The organism is Enterococcus sp. AZ050 (assembly GCF_051715085.1).
In the GTDB taxonomy this organism is placed as follows: Bacteria; Bacillota; Bacilli; order Lactobacillales; family Enterococcaceae; genus Enterococcus; species Enterococcus faecalis.
Map to the genome: position 1 here is coordinate 2755329 of NZ_JBIOTC010000001.1, position 16500 is coordinate 2771828.

Genomic DNA, 16500 nt, shown 5'->3' on the forward strand with positions numbered 1-16500 from the left:
TGTATAATCACAGAGAGTTAGAGAAAGCAAAGGGAAATAAGTATGTTAAAATAAGAAGCAAGAAAGAATACAAGTATGCAGAAAATAACAACTAATTAGGTGAAAACAATGGAAATACATTTTGAAAAAGTAACAAGCGATAATCGTAAAGCAGTGGAAAACCTACAAGTTTTCGCTGAACAACAAACCTTCATTGAATCAATGGCAGAAAATCTAAAAGAATCAGACCAATTTCCAGAATGGGAATCGGCAGGTATTTATGACGGCAATCAATTAATCGGCTATGCTATGTATGGACGTTGGCAAGATGGGCGCGTTTGGCTAGACCGCTTTTTAATTGATCAACGGTTCCAAGGACAAGGTTATGGGAAAGCAGCCTGTCGACTTTTAATGTTAATGCTAATAGAAAAATACCAAACAAACAAGCTATACTTGAGTGTTTATGATACGAACAGCTCAGCAATTCGGTTGTATCAACAACTCGGTTTTGTATTTAATGGTGAATTAGATACGAATGGTGAGCGGGTAATGGAATGGACACATCAGAATAAGTAGATAGAACAGGTGAGACAAAAGCCATAGCGCATTTTGTTTCATCTTTTTCTTTTAATTGGCTTCATTTGTTTACTTTTAGTAAGTAAAATGGTAAATTTAGTTCAATCTGTTTTGAAAAAAGAGTTACTGGAGGGTAAGGATGAAAATAGAATTTTTCCATGATGTTATTTGTAGTTTTTGTTTTCCAATGTCTGACCGCATGCATGAGATTCAACAAGAATTTCCTGAAATTGAATTGATTCATCGGTCGTTTGCGTTGGGGTGGTCAGCAAACGATTTTGAAACAATGTTTGGCTCACGAGCAGCAGTAAAAGAAGAAGTTTTGACGCATTGGGTGCATGCCAATCAAAACGATTCAAAGCATCGTTTTAATATTGAAGGGATGAGGAAGCAACGATTTGATTTTCCAACATCAAAGAATGCATTATTAGCAGCAAAAGCAGCTGGATACATTGGCAATCAAGACACCTATTGGTTACTGTTTGATAAGTTACAAGAAGGTTTATTTATGAGAAGTTTAAATATTGAAGAGCCAGAAGTAATTGAGGAGCTAGTAAAAGAGACAACGATTGATTTTGCTTTATGGAAAGAAGCTGTTGCTTCCGAGGCTGTTTGGACGGCGGTTCAAGAAGATTTCGCGCTAGCTTCTGCTTATGGTCTACAAGGAGTTCCCGCACTAATCATTAATCAAAAATATTTAATTAATGGTGCAGTACCGAAACAGCAAATCAGCCAAACTATTCAAAAAATTCTCGCAGAAGAAAAACAACAGCAACCGTTAGTTTCATTAACTCCTTCTTCTGAAGAGTCAGCTTCGTGTGAGTTTAAGGAAGGCACATGGACGTGTCATTAAGCGGCATAAAATAACGTTATTCTTTGACAAAACGAAAGACTTCTGTAATAGTTAATGCGGGGGTGATAATATGTTTAACGCGTATAGAGAATACTGGAATAATATTACAACAATGAATGCGTCAGCAACACGAGCACAATATTGGTGGCCACAATTAATTAATTATTTGGTGTTAGGGATTTATTCAGCAATTACGGGCGTTTACAGATATATTGAAGTAACACCCAATGATGGAACAATCATTAAAGAATGGAATACTGTGACCATTATCTTTTTCTTGCTGACTGCTTTAATTTGGTTGGCAAACTTTACTGTTCGAGCAAGAAGATTGCATGATCGCGACCACAGTAACTGGTGGATTTTATTCTATTTACTTCCTTTTATCGGTACTTTAGTGATCTTCATTACATTAATTTTGCCAAGTAAAAGTCACACAAGATGGCCAGTGAATCAATCAGAAATTTAATTTGCTGATTTCGTTTAGCTGATTATCTTAAGAGTGAAAATAGGACATAAGTCGGAATGACTTATGTCCTATTTTCTTTTTTATTTCAGAAAAATAAAAATATCTTCTGTATGATGGCACCTCACATTACGCGGTTCTTGCTAAAAGGGCTATCTTTTTGGTAGATAGGGAAAACCATTAAGACGTTAAAAGTTTAATAAATCGAGCAATTCTCTTTTGTTAGAAAATAAGATAGCATCATTAATTAAAATACTTGGAACACTGGTTTCAATAATTGGTTGATTGGTAATAATCAAGTCAAATTCTTCGAGTCGATGGTCACCTAATTGTTCTTCCGTAATTGCTAACGTATTTGAACGAATCCGATGCAAAGCTAAAATATCGTGGACATAGTTTCCAATATATTGACTATGATTCAGGCCCATGTCGCTAATAATCAAAATCTTTTTTGAGTCGAAACTCTGGTTAATTTCTGGAAAAGTATTAAGCAACCAAAAAATATAAGAAGATGAATAGTTTAATAGATTTGTTTCTAAAAGAGCGGAAAAGAAATGCAATTCTGCTTTTAATCGTGCATATAAGTGAAGCTGAGTAAAATGAATTTGTCGAGTGAAAAAGGTGGCCCTTTGTGTCAATTCGGAGGTGTCAAAAGGCACTAATTGAGAAAACAAATAAAGACAGGTTAACAAGTGAACAGCGAAGTCGACGACTTCTTCTGTTAATTGTTCAATCTGTGAAAAAGCATTAAATTTTAAATTTTCACGTATTCTTTGACTGATGACTTCTTGGTCTTCGGAGTAGTATTGCTGAAAAGCGCCTCTTTGAAAATATCGGAGAACTTCCCGATAGGTTTCACGGCTGAGCCCAGTAAAATGACGACTGAGTAAAAGATAATCTTCCATTTTAATCGGACTCTTTTTATCTGTTTTTTTCTGGAAACGTTGTTGAAATCCTTGATGCTCTCTTAATAAATCAACAATAAAATACATAATAAAGAAATCGTGTTCATAACTGTTATCCATACTAATAATATTTAATTGGCATTGATTACGACGCATTAATTGTTTGATTTCCTGCTTATCTAATTGATAAGGCAATTCATAATGACCATAATACATTAAAAAGAAAAAGGTTGTAAAAATACGTAAAGGCAATTCTTCTGTTTGGCTAGTTAATTGATAGCCTTGATCAACGATAACGCGAAGAGAGTAAGTTTCCAAGACCTGATTACACTGCTTCAATTTTCGAGCAAAAGAAGAGCGACTAATATTGATGGTATCGCAATAATATTCGATGGTTTTGCCAGGATTTTGGATAAACTCATGGAGCAATTGGGTGGTCGTTGACGTTTTTGCCATATCCGTCAGCACGTTTAAATATAAGGACACATTAAAGTTTTCTAAACGATAGCCTAATTTATGCGATGTTTTAATGGTTAAACTTTCGCCCCAACGCTGTTTAATCTCCTCAATATAACGAATAAAAGTAGACTCAGAACTACCAATATATTTTGCAAGTTCTTTTTTAGTCATCCATTTATCAGAAATGGATAAGACACGAATGATTTCTTCCATTTTCCGATAATTTTTTTCTAAAAACCTAATCATATTGTTTCCTCCCAAGTCCTTTACTTTAATGAAACAATCATCGAAACAATAACGCAATTTCAGAAATGAAACCGCTTGGTATGAAAGCTGGTGTGATTTAATGAGCTCCTTCTCTGTATAATAATTATCAGATTAGAATAATGAAATTTTACGTGCTAGGCAATTCTAATTTAACTGTTAATTCATAAAAGAAAGGAGAGAACAGACATTAAATTACTAAAGAAATTTGGGGTTTTCGGCGTAGTCTTTTTACTTGTCTCATCCTATTTCATACCGCTCATTGGCTATGCAGAAACAGCCAAAGAAGTTGAAATTACATCCGCTCAAATGATAACAGATGAGAATGATAAAACGAATATTAATATCGAGTTAAATCTTCTCAACCAAACAGAGCAGCCATTACAACGAGAAATTCAATTGAAAAATGCACAGTTCATGGATACTGCTGTAATTGAAAAAGACGGATATTCTTACCAAGTGACTAATGGTACGCTTTATCTGACTTTGGACGCACAAGTAAAAAAGCCGGTACAGCTTTCGTTAGCTGTTGAGCAAAGTTCGCTTCAAACAGCTCAGCCACCTAAGTTATTGTATGAAAACAACGAATATGATGTTTCAGTTACTTCTGAAAAAATAACAGTAGAGGATTCTGCTAAAGAATCAACTGAACCAGAAAAAATAACTGTACCAGAAAATACGAAAGAAACTAACAAAAATGATTCGGCTCCAGAAAAAACAGAACAGCCGACCGCAACAGAAGAGGTAACCAATCCATTTGCAGAAGCAAGAATGGCGCCAGCTACTTTGAGAGCGAATCTGGCACTGCCTTTAATTGCACCACAATACACGACGGATAATTCTGGGACTTATCCGACAGCTAATTGGCAGCCCACAGGCAATCAAAATGTGTTAAACCATCAAGGGAATAAAGACGGTAGTGCACAATGGGACGGCCAAACGAGTTGGAATGGGGACCCTACTAATCGCACAAATTCTTATATTGAGTATGGCGGTACAGGAGACCAAGCCGATTATGCCATCCGAAAATATGCTAGAGAAACAACAACACCAGGGCTTTTTGATGTATATCTTAATGTGCGTGGGAATGTTCAGAAAGAAATCACGCCATTGGATTTGGTCTTAGTCGTTGACTGGTCCGGTAGTATGAATGAAAACAATCGGATTGGTGAAGTTCAAAAAGGAGTGAACCGTTTTGTTGATACATTGGCAGATAGCGGTATTACCAATAACATCAACATGGGCTATGTTGGCTACTCAAGTGACGGTTATAATAACAACGCCATTCAAATGGGGCCGTTTGATACAGTCAAAAATCCAATTAAAAATATTACGCCAAGTAGCACTAGAGGAGGAACTTTCACTCAAAAAGCATTAAGAGATGCTGGTGATATGTTAGCAACGCCAAATGGACATAAGAAAGTTATTGTACTTTTAACGGATGGCGTCCCAACCTTCTCTTATAAAGTGAGTCGAGTTCAAACAGAGGCGGATGGTCGCTTTTACGGGACACAATTTACGAATCGACAAGATCAACCAGGTAGCACTTCTTATATCTCTGGTAGCTATAATGCGCCAGATCAAAACAATATCAATAAACGAATTAACAGTACGTTTATCGCCACGATAGGTGAGGCAATGGCCTTAAAACAACGCGGGATTGAAATACATGGATTGGGCATTCAATTGCAAAGCGATCCACGAGCTAATTTATCTAAACAACAAGTTGAAGATAAAATGCGTGAGATGGTGTCAGCCGATGAAAATGGAGACCTTTATTATGAATCAGCGGATTATGCACCAGACATTTCTGATTATTTAGCGAAAAAAGCCGTTCAGATTTCAGGAACGGTTGTAAACGGAAAAGTAGTTGATCCAATTGCTGAACCTTTTAAATACGAGCCAAATACATTATCAATGAAAAGTGTGGGTCCTGTTCAGGTTCAAACATTACCAGAAGTGTCGCTAACAGGCGCTACAATTAATAGTAATGAGATTTATTTGGGTAAAGGGCAAGAAATTCAAATTCATTATCAAGTACGTATTCAAACAGAGTCAGAAAACTTCAAACCTGATTTTTGGTATCAAATGAATGGTCGGACAACGTTTCAGCCATTAGCCACGGCCCCTGAAAAAGTTGATTTTGGGGTTCCTTCGGGAAAAGCACCTGGCGTGAAGTTAAACGTGAAAAAAATCTGGGAAGAGTATGATCAAGACCCAATAAGTCGGCCAGATAACGTGATTTATGAAATTAGTAGAAAGCAAGTAACTGACACAGCCAACTGGCAAACTGGGTATATTAAATTATCAAAACCAGAAAATGATACCAGCAATAGTTGGGAGCGCAAAAATGTAACCCAACTTTCCAAAACCGCGGATGAAAGCTATCAAGAAGTTCTTGGACTTCCCCAATACAACAATCAAGGACAAGCTTTCAATTATCAAACAACCCGTGAATTAGCAGTTCCTGGTTACAGTCAAGAAAAAATCGACGATACTACTTGGAAAAACACGAAGCAGTTCAAGCCATTAGATTTAAAAGTAATCAAAAATTCTTCCTCAGGTGAGAAAAACTTAGTGGGAGCCGTTTTTGAATTGAGTGGTAAAAATGTTCAGACAACATTAGTGGACAATAAAGATGGTAGCTATTCCTTGCCAAAAGATGTGCGCCTACAAAAAGGGGAACGCTATATATTAACTGAAGTAAAAGCACCTGCAGGACATGAGTTAGGTAAGAAAACGACTTGGCAAATTGAGGTGAATGAGCAAGGCAAAGTAAGCATCGATGGACAAGAAGTGACCACCACAAATCAAGTTATTCCATTGGAAATTGAAAATAAATTTTCTTCTTTGCCAATCAGAATTAGAAAATACACCATGCAAAATGGCAAACAAGTGAACTTAGCAGAGGCGACTTTTGCGTTGCAAAGAAAAAATGCTCAAGGAAGTTACCAAACTGTGGCAACTCAAAAAACAGATACTGCAGGATTGAGCTATTTTAAAATTAGTGAACCTGGTGAGTATCGAATGGTGGAACAATCAGGACCATTAGGATACGACACTCTTGCTGGAAATTATGAATTTACTGTTGATAAATATGGGGAAATTCACTATGCAGGCAAAAATATTGAAGAAAATGCGCCAGAATGGACACTGACACATCAAAATCATTTGAAACCTTTTGACTTAACGGTTCATAAAAAAGCCGATAATCAGACGCCACTTAAAGGAGCGAAATTCCGTTTAACAGGACCAGATACGGATATTGAATTACCAAAAGATGGCAAAGAAACGGATACTTTTGTTTTTGAAAACTTAAAACCAGGGAAATATGTTCTAACAGAAACCTTTACGCCAGAAGGATATCAGGGGTTAAAAGAACCAATCGAATTAATAATTCGTGAAGATGGTTCAGTCACGATAGATGGGGAAAAAGTAGCAGATGTTTTAATTTCTGGAGAGAAGAATAATCAAATTACTTTAGATGTTACTAACCAAGCAAAGGTTCCTTTACCTGAAACTGGTGGCATAGGACGCTTGTGGTTTTACTTGATAGCGATTAGTACATTCGTGATAGCGGGTGTTTATCTCTTTATTAGACGACCAGAAGGGAGTGTGTAATCAATGAAAAACGCACGTTGGTTAAGTATTTGCGTCATGCTACTCGCTCTTTTCGGGTTTTCACATCAAGCATTAGCAGAGGCATCGCAAGCAAGCGTTCAAGTTACGTTGCACAAATTATTGTTCCCTGATGGTCAATTACCAGAACAGCAGCAAAACACAGGGGAAGAGGGAACGCTGCTTCAAAATTATCGGGGCTTAAATGACGTCACTTATCAAGTCTATGATGTGACGGATCCGTTTTATCAGCTTCGTTCTGAAGGAAAAACGGTCCAAGAGGCACAGCGTCAATTAGCAGAAACCGGTGCAACAAATAGAAAACCGATCGCAGAAGATAAAACACAGACAATAAATGGAGAAGATGGAGTGGTTTCTTTTTCATTAGCTAGCAAAGATTCGCAGCAACGAGATAAAGCCTATTTATTTGTTGAAGCGGAAGCACCAGAAGTGGTAAAGGAAAAAGCTAGCAACCTAGTAGTGATTTTGCCTGTTCAAGATCCACAAGGGCAATCGTTAACGCATATTCATTTATATCCAAAAAATGAAGAAAATGCCTATGACTTACCACCACTTGAAAAAACGGTACTCGATAAGCAACAAGGCTTTAATCAAGGAGAGCACATTAACTATCAGTTAACGACTCAGATTCCAGCGAATATTTTAGGATATCAGGAATTCCGTTTGTCAGATAAGGCGGATACAACGTTGACACTTTTACCAGAATCAATTGAGGTAAAAGTGGCTGGAAAAACAGTTACTACAGGTTACACACTGACGACGCAAAAGCATGGATTTACGCTTGATTTTTCAATTAAAGACTTACAAAACTTTGCAAATCAAACAATGACTGTGTCGTATCAAATGCGTTTAGAAAAGACCGCTGAACCTGACACTGCGATTAACAACGAAGGACAATTAGTCACGGACAAACATACCTTGACTAAAAGAGCCACAGTTCGTACAGGCGGCAAGTCTTTTGTCAAAGTTGATAGTGAAAATGCGAAAATCACCTTGCCAGAGGCTGTTTTTATCGTCAAAAATCAAGCGGGGGAATACCTCAATGAAACAGCAAACGGGTATCGTTGGCAAAAAGAAAAAGCATTAGCTAAAAAATTCACGTCTAATCAAGCCGGTGAATTTTCAGTTAAAGGCTTAAAAGATGGCCAGTACTTCTTGGAAGAAATCTCTGCACCAAAAGGTTATCTTCTGAATCAAACAGAAATTCCTTTTACGGTGGGAAAAAATTCTTATGCAACGAACGGACAACGAACAGCACCGTTACATGTAATCAATAAAAAAGTAAAAGAGTCAGGCTTCTTACCAAAAACAAATGAAGAACGTTCTATTTGGTTGACGATTGCAGGCCTGCTAATCATTGGGATGGTAGTCATTTGGCTATTTTATCAAAAACAAAAAAGAGGAGAGAGAAAATGAAGCAATTAAAAAAAGTTTGGTACACCGTTAGTACCTTGTTACTAATTTTGCCACTTTTCACAAGTGTATTAGGGACAACAACTGCATTTGCAGAAGAAAATGGGGAGAGCGCACAGCTCGTGATTCACAAAAAGAAAATGACGGATTTACCAGATCCGCTTATTCAAAATAGCGGGAAAGAAATGAGCGAGTTTGATAAATATCAAGGACTGGCAGATGTGACGTTTAGTATTTATAACGTGACGAACGAATTTTACGAGCAACGAGCGGCAGGCGCAAGCGTTGATGCAGCTAAACAAGCTGTCCAAAGTTTAACTCCTGGGAAACCTGTTGCTCAAGGAACCACCGATGCAAATGGGAATGTCACTGTTCAGTTACCTAAAAAACAAAATGGTAAAGATGCAGTGTATACCATTAAAGAAGAACCAAAAGAGGGTGTAGTTGCTGCTACGAATATGGTGGTGGCGTTCCCAGTTTACGAAATGATCAAGCAAACAGATGGTTCCTATAAATATGGAACAGAAGAATTAGCGGTTGTTCATATTTATCCTAAAAATGTGGTAGCCAATGATGGTAGTTTACATGTGAAAAAAGTAGGAACTGCTGAAAATGAAGGATTAAATGGCGCAGAATTTGTTATTTCTAAAAGCGAAGGCTCACCAGGCACAGTAAAATATATCCAAGGAGTCAAAGATGGATTATATACATGGACAACGGATAAAGAACAAGCAAAACGCTTTATTACTGGGAAAAGTTATGAAATTGGCGAAAATGATTTCACAGAAGCAGAGAATGGAACGGGAGAATTAACAGTTAAAAATCTTGAGGTTGGTTCGTATATTTTAGAAGAAGTAAAAGCTCCAAATAATGCAGAATTAATTGAAAATCAAACAAAAACACCATTTACAATTGAAGCAAACAATCAAACACCTGTTGAAAAAACAGTCAAAAATGATACCTCTAAAGTTGATAAAACAACACCAAGCTTAGATGGTAAAGATGTGGCAATTGGCGAAAAAATTAAATATCAAATTTCTGTAAATATTCCATTGGGGATTGCAGACAAAGAAGGCGACGCTAATAAATACGTCAAATTCAATTTAGTTGATAAACATGATGCAGCCTTAACTTTTGATAACGTGACTTCTGGAGAGTATGCTTATGCGTTATATGATGGGGATACAGTGATTGCTCCTGAAAATTATCAAGTGACTGAACAAGCAAATGGCTTCACTGTCGCCGTTAATCCAGCGTATATTCCTACGCTAACACCAGGCGGCACACTAAAATTCGTTTACTTTATGCATTTAAATGAAAAAGCAGATCCTACGAAAGGCTTTAAAAATGAGGCGAATGTTGATAACGGTCATACCGACGACCAAACACCACCAACTGTTGAAGTTGTGACAGGTGGGAAACGTTTCATTAAAGTCGATGGCGATGTGACAGCGACACAAGCCTTGGCGGGAGCTTCCTTTGTCGTCCGTGATCAAAACAGCGACACAGCAAATTATTTGAAAATCGATGAAACAACGAAAGCAGCAACTTGGGTGAAAACAAAAGCTGAAGCAACTACTTTTACAACAACGGCTGATGGATTAGTTGATATCACAGGGCTTAAATACGGTACCTATTATTTAGAAGAAACTGTAGCTCCTGATGATTATGTCTTGTTAACAAATCGGATTGAATTTGTGGTCAATGAACAATCATATGGCACAACAGAAAACCTAGTTTCACCAGAAAAAGTACCAAACAAACACAAAGGTACCTTACCTTCAACAGGTGGCAAAGGAATCTACGTTTACTTAGGAAGTGGCGCAGTCTTGCTACTTATTGCAGGAGTCTACTTTGCTAGACGTAGAAAAGAAAATGCTTAATTTCTAGCATCACCGAAGAAATTTTTAGAAAAACAAAGAGCCTGGGCCAATCACTGTCCCAGGCTCTCATGCTTTATTTTTAAGGAGGAAGCAATGAAGTCAAAAAAGAAACGTCGTATCATTGATGGTTTTATGATTCTTTTACTGATTATTGGAATAGGTGCATTTGCGTATCCTTTTGTTAGCGATGCATTAAATAACTATCTGGATCAACAAATTATCGCTCATTATCAAGCAAAAGCAAGCCAAGAAAACACCAAAGAAATGGCTGAACTTCAAGAAAAAATGGAAAAGAAAAACCAAGAATTAGCGAAAAAAGGCAGCAATCCTGGATTAGATCCTTTTTCTGAAACGCAAAAAACAACGAAAAAACCAGACAAATCCTATTTTGAAAGTCATACGATTGGTGTTTTAACCATTCCAAAAATAAATGTCCGTTTACCAATTTTTGATAAAACGAATGCATTGCTATTGGAAAAAGGAAGCTCCTTGTTAGAAGGAACCTCCTATCCTACAGGTGGTACGAATACACATGCGGTCATTTCAGGCCATCGTGGTCTCCCTCAAGCCAAATTATTTACAGATTTGCCAGAATTAAAAAAAGGCGATGAATTTTATATCGAAGTCAATGGGAAGACGCTTGCTTATCAAGTAGATCAAATAAAAACCGTTGAACCAACTGATACAAAAGATTTACACATTGAGTCTGGCCAAGATCTCGTCACTTTATTAACTTGCACACCGTATATGATAAACAGTCATCGGTTATTAGTTCGAGGACATCGTATCCCATATCAACCAGAAAAAGCAGCAGCGGGGATGAAAAAAGTGGCACAACAACAAAATTTACTATTATGGACATTACTTTTAATTGCCTGTGCGTTAATTATTAGCGGCTTCATTATCTGGTACAAGCGACGGAAAAAGACGACCAGAAAACCAAAGTAGTATGACGAAAAGGCTAAACATACTAAAAAAAAGAGTAAAAAAATAGCTTTTCAATTTTTAATCCTCCTTATCGTGCATAATTGAACCAGAGAAACAGAAGTATTAACGAAATAACTAAAAGAGCAAGCCCTGAATAAAAAGCGACAAAGGGCCAATCAATCGACTGTTTAAATTCCTGCCAAGTTTGGATTTTTCTGTTTTTTTTCGCGCTATCCTCAAGCGTGAGTAAATAATTCAATAGTAAGAGGAGTAGCAACACCGTGAAATCATTTGTGGTAAAAAGCACATGTAAAAATAGAATGACAAAGACAACACGGGATAACACTCGATTCCGCAAAATTAAAAATAACTTAGCACGCATAATAAACCACCATTTCTTATCAGAGATAATGAATCTGTTTTTGTCTACTCTTTAGTTATATCATAAAATTCTTAATAATGAAAAAATGACTCGAGAAAATAATTGAAAAAAGTTTTTTTTCCTGAATCATTATTTTCGTAAATAAAGAATAAACGTGTTACTCTTGGCTTATCAAATTTGGAAGGAGTGTTAAAAATGAAATATCTGGATATTATTGCTTTAATTTTATTGATTGTCGGAGGTTTAAACTGGTTATTAGTTGGTGCATTTAATTTTGATTTAGTTGCAACAATTAGTGGCGGTGCAACCACACCATTAGCAAAAATTATCTATATTATTGTCGGAATTTGTGCGATTTATTCTATTAAGTTTTTAGCTCCTTTGTTCCGCGAACCATAGGATTGATTTAAAAGATTTAGATAACGTGAAGTTATTTTGACTTAGCAATTGAGAGTTTCCTTGAGAAAGGGGACTCTTTTTTTATTTTCTATATTCGTTTCAGAAGGTTTAGACAAGCTCAAAAAATATTTCAAGAGAGCTGCGTTGTTTTCAAAATAGAACCTAGCATTACCTCGAACGTACCTCAAATAACCTGTGTCTTTTTTTGAATCATTAGTTCAAATTGATGTGATCACTAGTGAGAAAAATCAGCTCTAGGATATATAGGAAAATATAAGCATCAAATAGGGATTTCGATGATAAATTATCTTTTTCCTTGTTATGATTATAACAAGGAAAAAGAAAGTAGGGATTTATTTATGGAATTACAGGTGACAAAAAAGGCTAAATTTTTTTGTTTGGCGATGGCATTACTAATGACATTAGGTATTTTTATCAGCGCTGGTACAAGTGTTTATGCATCTGACCAGCTAGAGGATTCAGAAGTTGAGGCTGTAGCAAAAGGACTGGAAGAAATGTATGCGAATGGAGTGACGGAAGATAACTTTAAAAACTATGTCAAAAATAATTTTGCTCAGCAAGAGATTTCTTCAGTTGAGGAAGAATTAAATGTAAATATTTCTGATGCTTCAACAGTAGTTCAAGCACGTTTTAATTGGAATGCATTAGGAAGTTGCGTTGCTAACAAAATCAAAGATGAGTTTTTTGCAATGATTAGTATCAGCGCAATTGTAAAAGCTGCACAAAAGAAAGCCTGGAAAGAATTAGCAGTGACTGTATTACGCTTCGCTAAAGCCAATGGGTTAAAGACGAATGCTATTATTGTAGCTGGACAACTAGCTTTATGGGCAGTTCAATGTGGGCTAAGCTAATGAATTTAAAAGATCATGTTACGGAAATAGTAATTACTTTTATCATCGCTTTTGTGTATACTTGGATAGATTCAGGAGAAATTGAAATCTTAAAAACTCTTTTGATAACAATAATATTTTTAGCCATGTTCTATGCAATACCCAAAATCACCAATAGAAAAAGAAAATGAAGTGGTTTTAGAAAGATAATGTGATAGGAAGTGTAAGAGGAGGTAACGAGCCTTCTCTTGCTTATAGAAAAAAAGAGCTAAAACCTTTATTTTATAAGGTTTTAGCTCTTTTTTGTTTTTCTCTACTTTTCTAAAAATGGAGACGGCGGGAGTCGAACCCGCGTCCAAACATATTGCCACTTAAATCTCTACGTTCATAGACACTCATTTAAAGGTTCGCTTTACAGCGTGCCGAGTGACAGGCATTCTGTATTGCTAGTCTGGTAAGCTCCTCTAAATTTTACAGACGGAAAAATTTAGCGTATCCCACTTCGATTAGGACCCTGACCCGAGCACATGGGCGATGCCGGGAGGATCTTCGCTAGCTGGTTTTTAGGCAGCTAAAGCGAAAGAATTGTTTTCGTTTTTAGCAGTTATATTTAACTGTAACGTTTTAACGTAGCCGTAACCTACGAAACGCAATTCAAGCTCAACTATGCCTGTCGAATCCGTAACGCCCCCGAAATAACATAAGTATCCCTTGATACTTATCAAAGTATAGCATAAATTCCTTGTTTTTTCAAAGAGTAGGATAACACTCTGTTAGATATTCATAAAAAGAGGAAGGATGGACCGTAACTCAGTTCATCCTTCCTCTTTTTATGAAAGTGTGTGGGTATGTTTTGTAATCCATTGTTGCAAACGGATATTCAACCAAAAACCATAAATTCCTAAAGTAATTATAGTTAATAAAAGCCATTTAATCCAATGACCGAATAATTGCATAGCTGTACCGTCAAAATAAAGGCGTTTACCATCAATAACGGTATGCTTGATTTTCCAGTTGTACATCATACAAATTCCCCAAGGTGCGCAAATGCCTAATGTAAAGACAGTAATCAAGGTTGCTAAAATTGAAGTCCCGATATACGTTGCTAAACCACCGTCAAAATATGAATTTTTCATTCTTTTCCTCCTTATCTCATAAACTTTATTATAACAAGAATAAATGGCCTGGGAAACAAAATGAGGATGAAATAAGTATTTTTATTCATTATTGATGTGAAATATGTTATTTATGCAACTCAAATTTGGCAGCATTAGATATTTTGTAACAAATGTTATCTAATGTAACTACCATAATAAACCGTTTTCCTTAGAAAGTGAATTAGAAATTTTAAAAAAAGGCTATTTAAATGAGCATTAATATTGTGTGAGATATATCTTTTTGCTATTGTCAACTTCTGAAAAAGACCACTAAGTGGAAAAAATAAGAGAAAAGAAGGGTGAATAATTTTTTATGACAAAAAGTGTAAAATTTTTAGTGTTACTGTTGGTAATGATTCTACCAATTGCGGGGGCGTTATTGATTGGTCCAATTTCGTTTGGCGCCGAATTGAGCAAAAGTTCAATCGTTGACAAAGTAGAATTAGATCACACTACTTTATATCAAGGAGAGATGACCTCAATTAAAGTATCTTTTAGTGACAAAGAAAATCAGAAAATAAAACCTGGAGATACTATTACTTTAACTTTACCAGACGCACTAGTTGGAATGACCGAGAACGATAGTTCACCACGAAAAATCAATTTAAATGGTTTAGGGGAAGTTTTTATCTATAAAGATCATGTTGTAGCAACATTTAACGAAAAAGTTGAATCTTTACATAATGTGAATGGGCATTTTTCTTTCGGGATTAAAACGCTTATCACCAATAGTTCTCAACCGAATGTGATAGAAACGGATTTCGGAACAGCAACGGCGACTCAACGTTTGACGATTGAAGGAGTGACTAACACAGAGACTGGCCAAATTGAGCGAGACTATCCGTTTTTTTATAAAGTAGGCGATTTGGCTGGAGAGTCAAATCAAGTACGTTGGTTTTTAAATGTGAACCTCAATAAATCCGATGTCACAGAAGATATTTCAATTGCGGATCGACAAGGAAGTGGTCAACAATTAAATAAAGAGAGTTTTACATTTGATATTGTGAATGACAAAGAAACTAAATATATTTCACTTGCCGAGTTTGAGCAACAAGGTTATGGCAAAATTGACTTCGTAACAGATAATGACTTTAACTTACGTTTTTATCGGGATAAAGCACGCTTTACTTCCTTTATCGTCCGTTACACTTCGACAATCACAGAAGCAGGCCAACATCAAGCAACATTTGAAAATAGTTATGACATCAATTATCAACTAAACAATCAAGACGCAACGAATGAAAAAAATACATCACAGGTTAAAAATGTTTTTGTAGAAGGCGAGGCAAGCGGCAATCAAAATGTGGAAATGCCAACAGAAGAAAGTCTAGACATTCCTTTAGAGACAATAGATGAATGGGAACCAAAGACACCTACTTCGGAACAGGCAACAGAAACAAGTGAAAAGACAGACACAACAGAAACCGCAGAAAGCAGCCAACCAGAAGTTCATGTCTCACCAACAGAAGAAGAAAATCCAGATGAAGGTGAAACACTAGGCACGATTGAGCCAATCATACCTGAAAAACCAAGTGTGACAACTGAAGAGAATGGCACGACAGAAACTGCAGAAAGCAGCCAACCAGAAGTTCATGTCTCACCAACAGAAGAAAATCCAGATGAAAGTGAAACACTAGGCACGATTGAGCCAATCATACCTGAAAAACCAAGTGTGACAACTGAAGAGAACGGCACAACAGAAACTGCAGAAAGCAGCCAACCAGAAGTTCATGTCTCACCAGCGGAAGAAGAAAATCCAGATGAAAGTGAAACGTTAGGTACAATTTTACCAATCCTACCTGAAAAACCAAGTGTGACAACTGAAGAGAATGGCACAACGGAAACTGCAGAAAGCAGTCAACCAGAAGTCCATGTGTCGCCAACGGAAGAAGAAAATCCAGATGAAAGTGAAACACTAGGCACGATTGCACCAATCATACCTGAAAAACCAAGCGTAACAACTGAAGAGAATGGTATAACGGAAACGGCAGAAAGCAGCCAGCCAGAAGTTCATGTCTCACCAACAAAAGAAATTACTACAACTGAGAAAAAACAGCCATCCACAGAAACAACTGTGGAGAAAAATAAAAATGTTACATCAAAAAATCAACCACAAATACTAAACGCTCCATTAAATACATTGAAAAATGAAGGAAGCCCACAGTTGGCTCCCCAACTGCTTAGTGAACCAATTCAAAAATTAAATGAAGCAAACGGGCAACGAGAACTTCCCAAAACAGGCACAACAAAAACACCGTTTATGCTAATAGCAGGAATACTGGCAAGTACATTTGCCGTTTTAGGTGTAAGTTATCTACAAATCAGAAAGAATTAACAATAGAAAAGCCAT

At 36.6% G+C, this 16500-nt stretch carries 14 protein-coding genes and 1 other RNA gene; 11 read left to right on the forward strand and 4 right to left on the reverse strand.

All coding sequences use genetic code 11. The annotated features are described in order from the left end of the window. Nucleotides 1–108 precede the first annotated feature (108 nt). The 3 genes from IGJ04_RS13620 to IGJ04_RS13630 all read left to right on the forward strand — a co-directional run bounded on the left by IGJ04_RS13620 (nucleotide 109) and on the right by IGJ04_RS13630 (nucleotide 1874). A complete protein-coding gene (locus tag IGJ04_RS13620) occupies nucleotides 109–555 on the forward strand; it encodes a GNAT family N-acetyltransferase (protein WP_002396414.1) in 447 nt (148 codons plus the stop codon). A 139-nt stretch (nucleotides 556–694) separates the two neighbouring features. Then, nucleotides 695–1408: a DsbA family oxidoreductase gene (locus IGJ04_RS13625; RefSeq protein WP_002369662.1), complete on the forward strand. Its 714-nt coding sequence runs from the start codon at nucleotides 695–697 to the stop codon at nucleotides 1406–1408. Between the two features lie 70 nt (nucleotides 1409–1478). Continuing rightward, a complete protein-coding gene (locus tag IGJ04_RS13630) occupies nucleotides 1479–1874 on the forward strand; it encodes a DUF805 domain-containing protein (RefSeq protein ID WP_002358131.1) in 396 nt (131 codons plus the stop codon). Between the two features lie 185 nt (nucleotides 1875–2059). Here IGJ04_RS13630 and IGJ04_RS13635 read toward each other — a convergent pair whose 3' ends face one another. Next, nucleotides 2060–3481, reverse strand: coding sequence for a helix-turn-helix domain-containing protein (locus IGJ04_RS13635; protein ID WP_002382000.1), 1422 nt, complete (start codon nucleotides 3479–3481; stop codon nucleotides 2060–2062). A gap of 174 nt (nucleotides 3482–3655) precedes the next feature. On the opposite strand from IGJ04_RS13635, the gene ebpA reads away from it, so the two are divergent. The 4 genes from ebpA (at nucleotide 3656) to srtC (ending at nucleotide 11382) form a co-directional block, all read left to right on the forward strand. Continuing rightward, nucleotides 3656–7120 (forward strand): endocarditis and biofilm-associated pilus tip protein EbpA, encoded by a 3465-nt coding sequence (gene ebpA / locus IGJ04_RS13640; protein ID WP_154230821.1) that lies wholly within the window; start codon nucleotides 3656–3658, stop codon nucleotides 7118–7120. A gap of 3 nt (nucleotides 7121–7123) precedes the next feature. After that, the gene (gene ebpB / locus IGJ04_RS13645; RefSeq protein WP_023894532.1) at nucleotides 7124–8554 is read left to right on the forward strand and encodes an endocarditis and biofilm-associated pilus minor subunit EbpB; all 1431 of its coding nucleotides are present in this window, start codon (nucleotides 7124–7126) and stop codon (nucleotides 8552–8554) included. Then, complete coding sequence (ebpC, locus tag IGJ04_RS13650; RefSeq protein ID WP_002379310.1) at nucleotides 8551–10434, forward strand: endocarditis and biofilm-associated pilus major subunit EbpC; 1884 nt, start codon at nucleotides 8551–8553, stop codon at nucleotides 10432–10434. The genes ebpB and ebpC overlap by 4 nt, the downstream gene beginning before the upstream one ends. Before the next feature lie 93 nt (nucleotides 10435–10527). Further along, the gene (gene srtC / locus IGJ04_RS13655) at nucleotides 10528–11382 is read left to right on the forward strand and encodes an Ebp pilus assembly class C sortase (RefSeq protein ID WP_002379311.1); all 855 of its coding nucleotides are present in this window, start codon (nucleotides 10528–10530) and stop codon (nucleotides 11380–11382) included. A 67-nt stretch (nucleotides 11383–11449) separates the two neighbouring features. On the opposite strand, the gene IGJ04_RS13660 is transcribed toward srtC, so the two are convergent. Continuing rightward, nucleotides 11450–11743, reverse strand: coding sequence for a hypothetical protein (locus IGJ04_RS13660; RefSeq protein ID WP_002358125.1), 294 nt, complete (start codon nucleotides 11741–11743; stop codon nucleotides 11450–11452). A 195-nt stretch (nucleotides 11744–11938) separates the two neighbouring features. On the opposite strand from IGJ04_RS13660, the gene IGJ04_RS13665 reads away from it, so the two are divergent. The 3 genes from IGJ04_RS13665 (at nucleotide 11939) to IGJ04_RS13675 (ending at nucleotide 13184) form a co-directional block, all read left to right on the forward strand. Further along, nucleotides 11939–12142 carry a DUF378 domain-containing protein gene (locus tag IGJ04_RS13665; RefSeq protein ID WP_002381996.1) on the forward strand — a complete coding sequence of 68 codons (204 nt, stop codon included), beginning with the start codon at nucleotides 11939–11941 and terminating at the stop codon, nucleotides 12140–12142. 359 nt (nucleotides 12143–12501) lie between these two features. Continuing rightward, nucleotides 12502–13014, forward strand: coding sequence for an enterococcin EntV (gene entV / locus IGJ04_RS13670; protein ID WP_002358120.1), 513 nt, complete (start codon nucleotides 12502–12504; stop codon nucleotides 13012–13014). Further along, complete coding sequence (locus IGJ04_RS13675; RefSeq protein WP_002384733.1) at nucleotides 12999–13184, forward strand: hypothetical protein; 186 nt, start codon at nucleotides 12999–13001, stop codon at nucleotides 13182–13184. The genes entV and IGJ04_RS13675 overlap by 16 nt, the downstream gene beginning before the upstream one ends. A 134-nt stretch (nucleotides 13185–13318) precedes the next feature. On the opposite strand, the gene ssrA is transcribed toward IGJ04_RS13675, so the two are convergent. Beyond that, nucleotides 13319–13685, reverse strand: a transfer-messenger RNA (tmRNA) gene (gene ssrA / locus IGJ04_RS13680). Between the two features lie 138 nt (nucleotides 13686–13823). Beyond that, nucleotides 13824–14129: a DUF898 family protein gene (locus tag IGJ04_RS13685; protein WP_002360604.1), complete on the reverse strand. Its 306-nt coding sequence runs from the start codon at nucleotides 14127–14129 to the stop codon at nucleotides 13824–13826. A 334-nt stretch (nucleotides 14130–14463) separates the two neighbouring features. On the opposite strand from IGJ04_RS13685, the gene ace reads away from it, so the two are divergent. Further along, nucleotides 14464–16485, forward strand: a complete 2022-nt coding sequence (ace, locus tag IGJ04_RS13690; RefSeq protein ID WP_379894713.1) for a collagen-binding MSCRAMM adhesin Ace — start codon at nucleotides 14464–14466, stop codon at nucleotides 16483–16485. The last annotated feature ends 15 nt before the right edge of the window (nucleotides 16486–16500 follow it).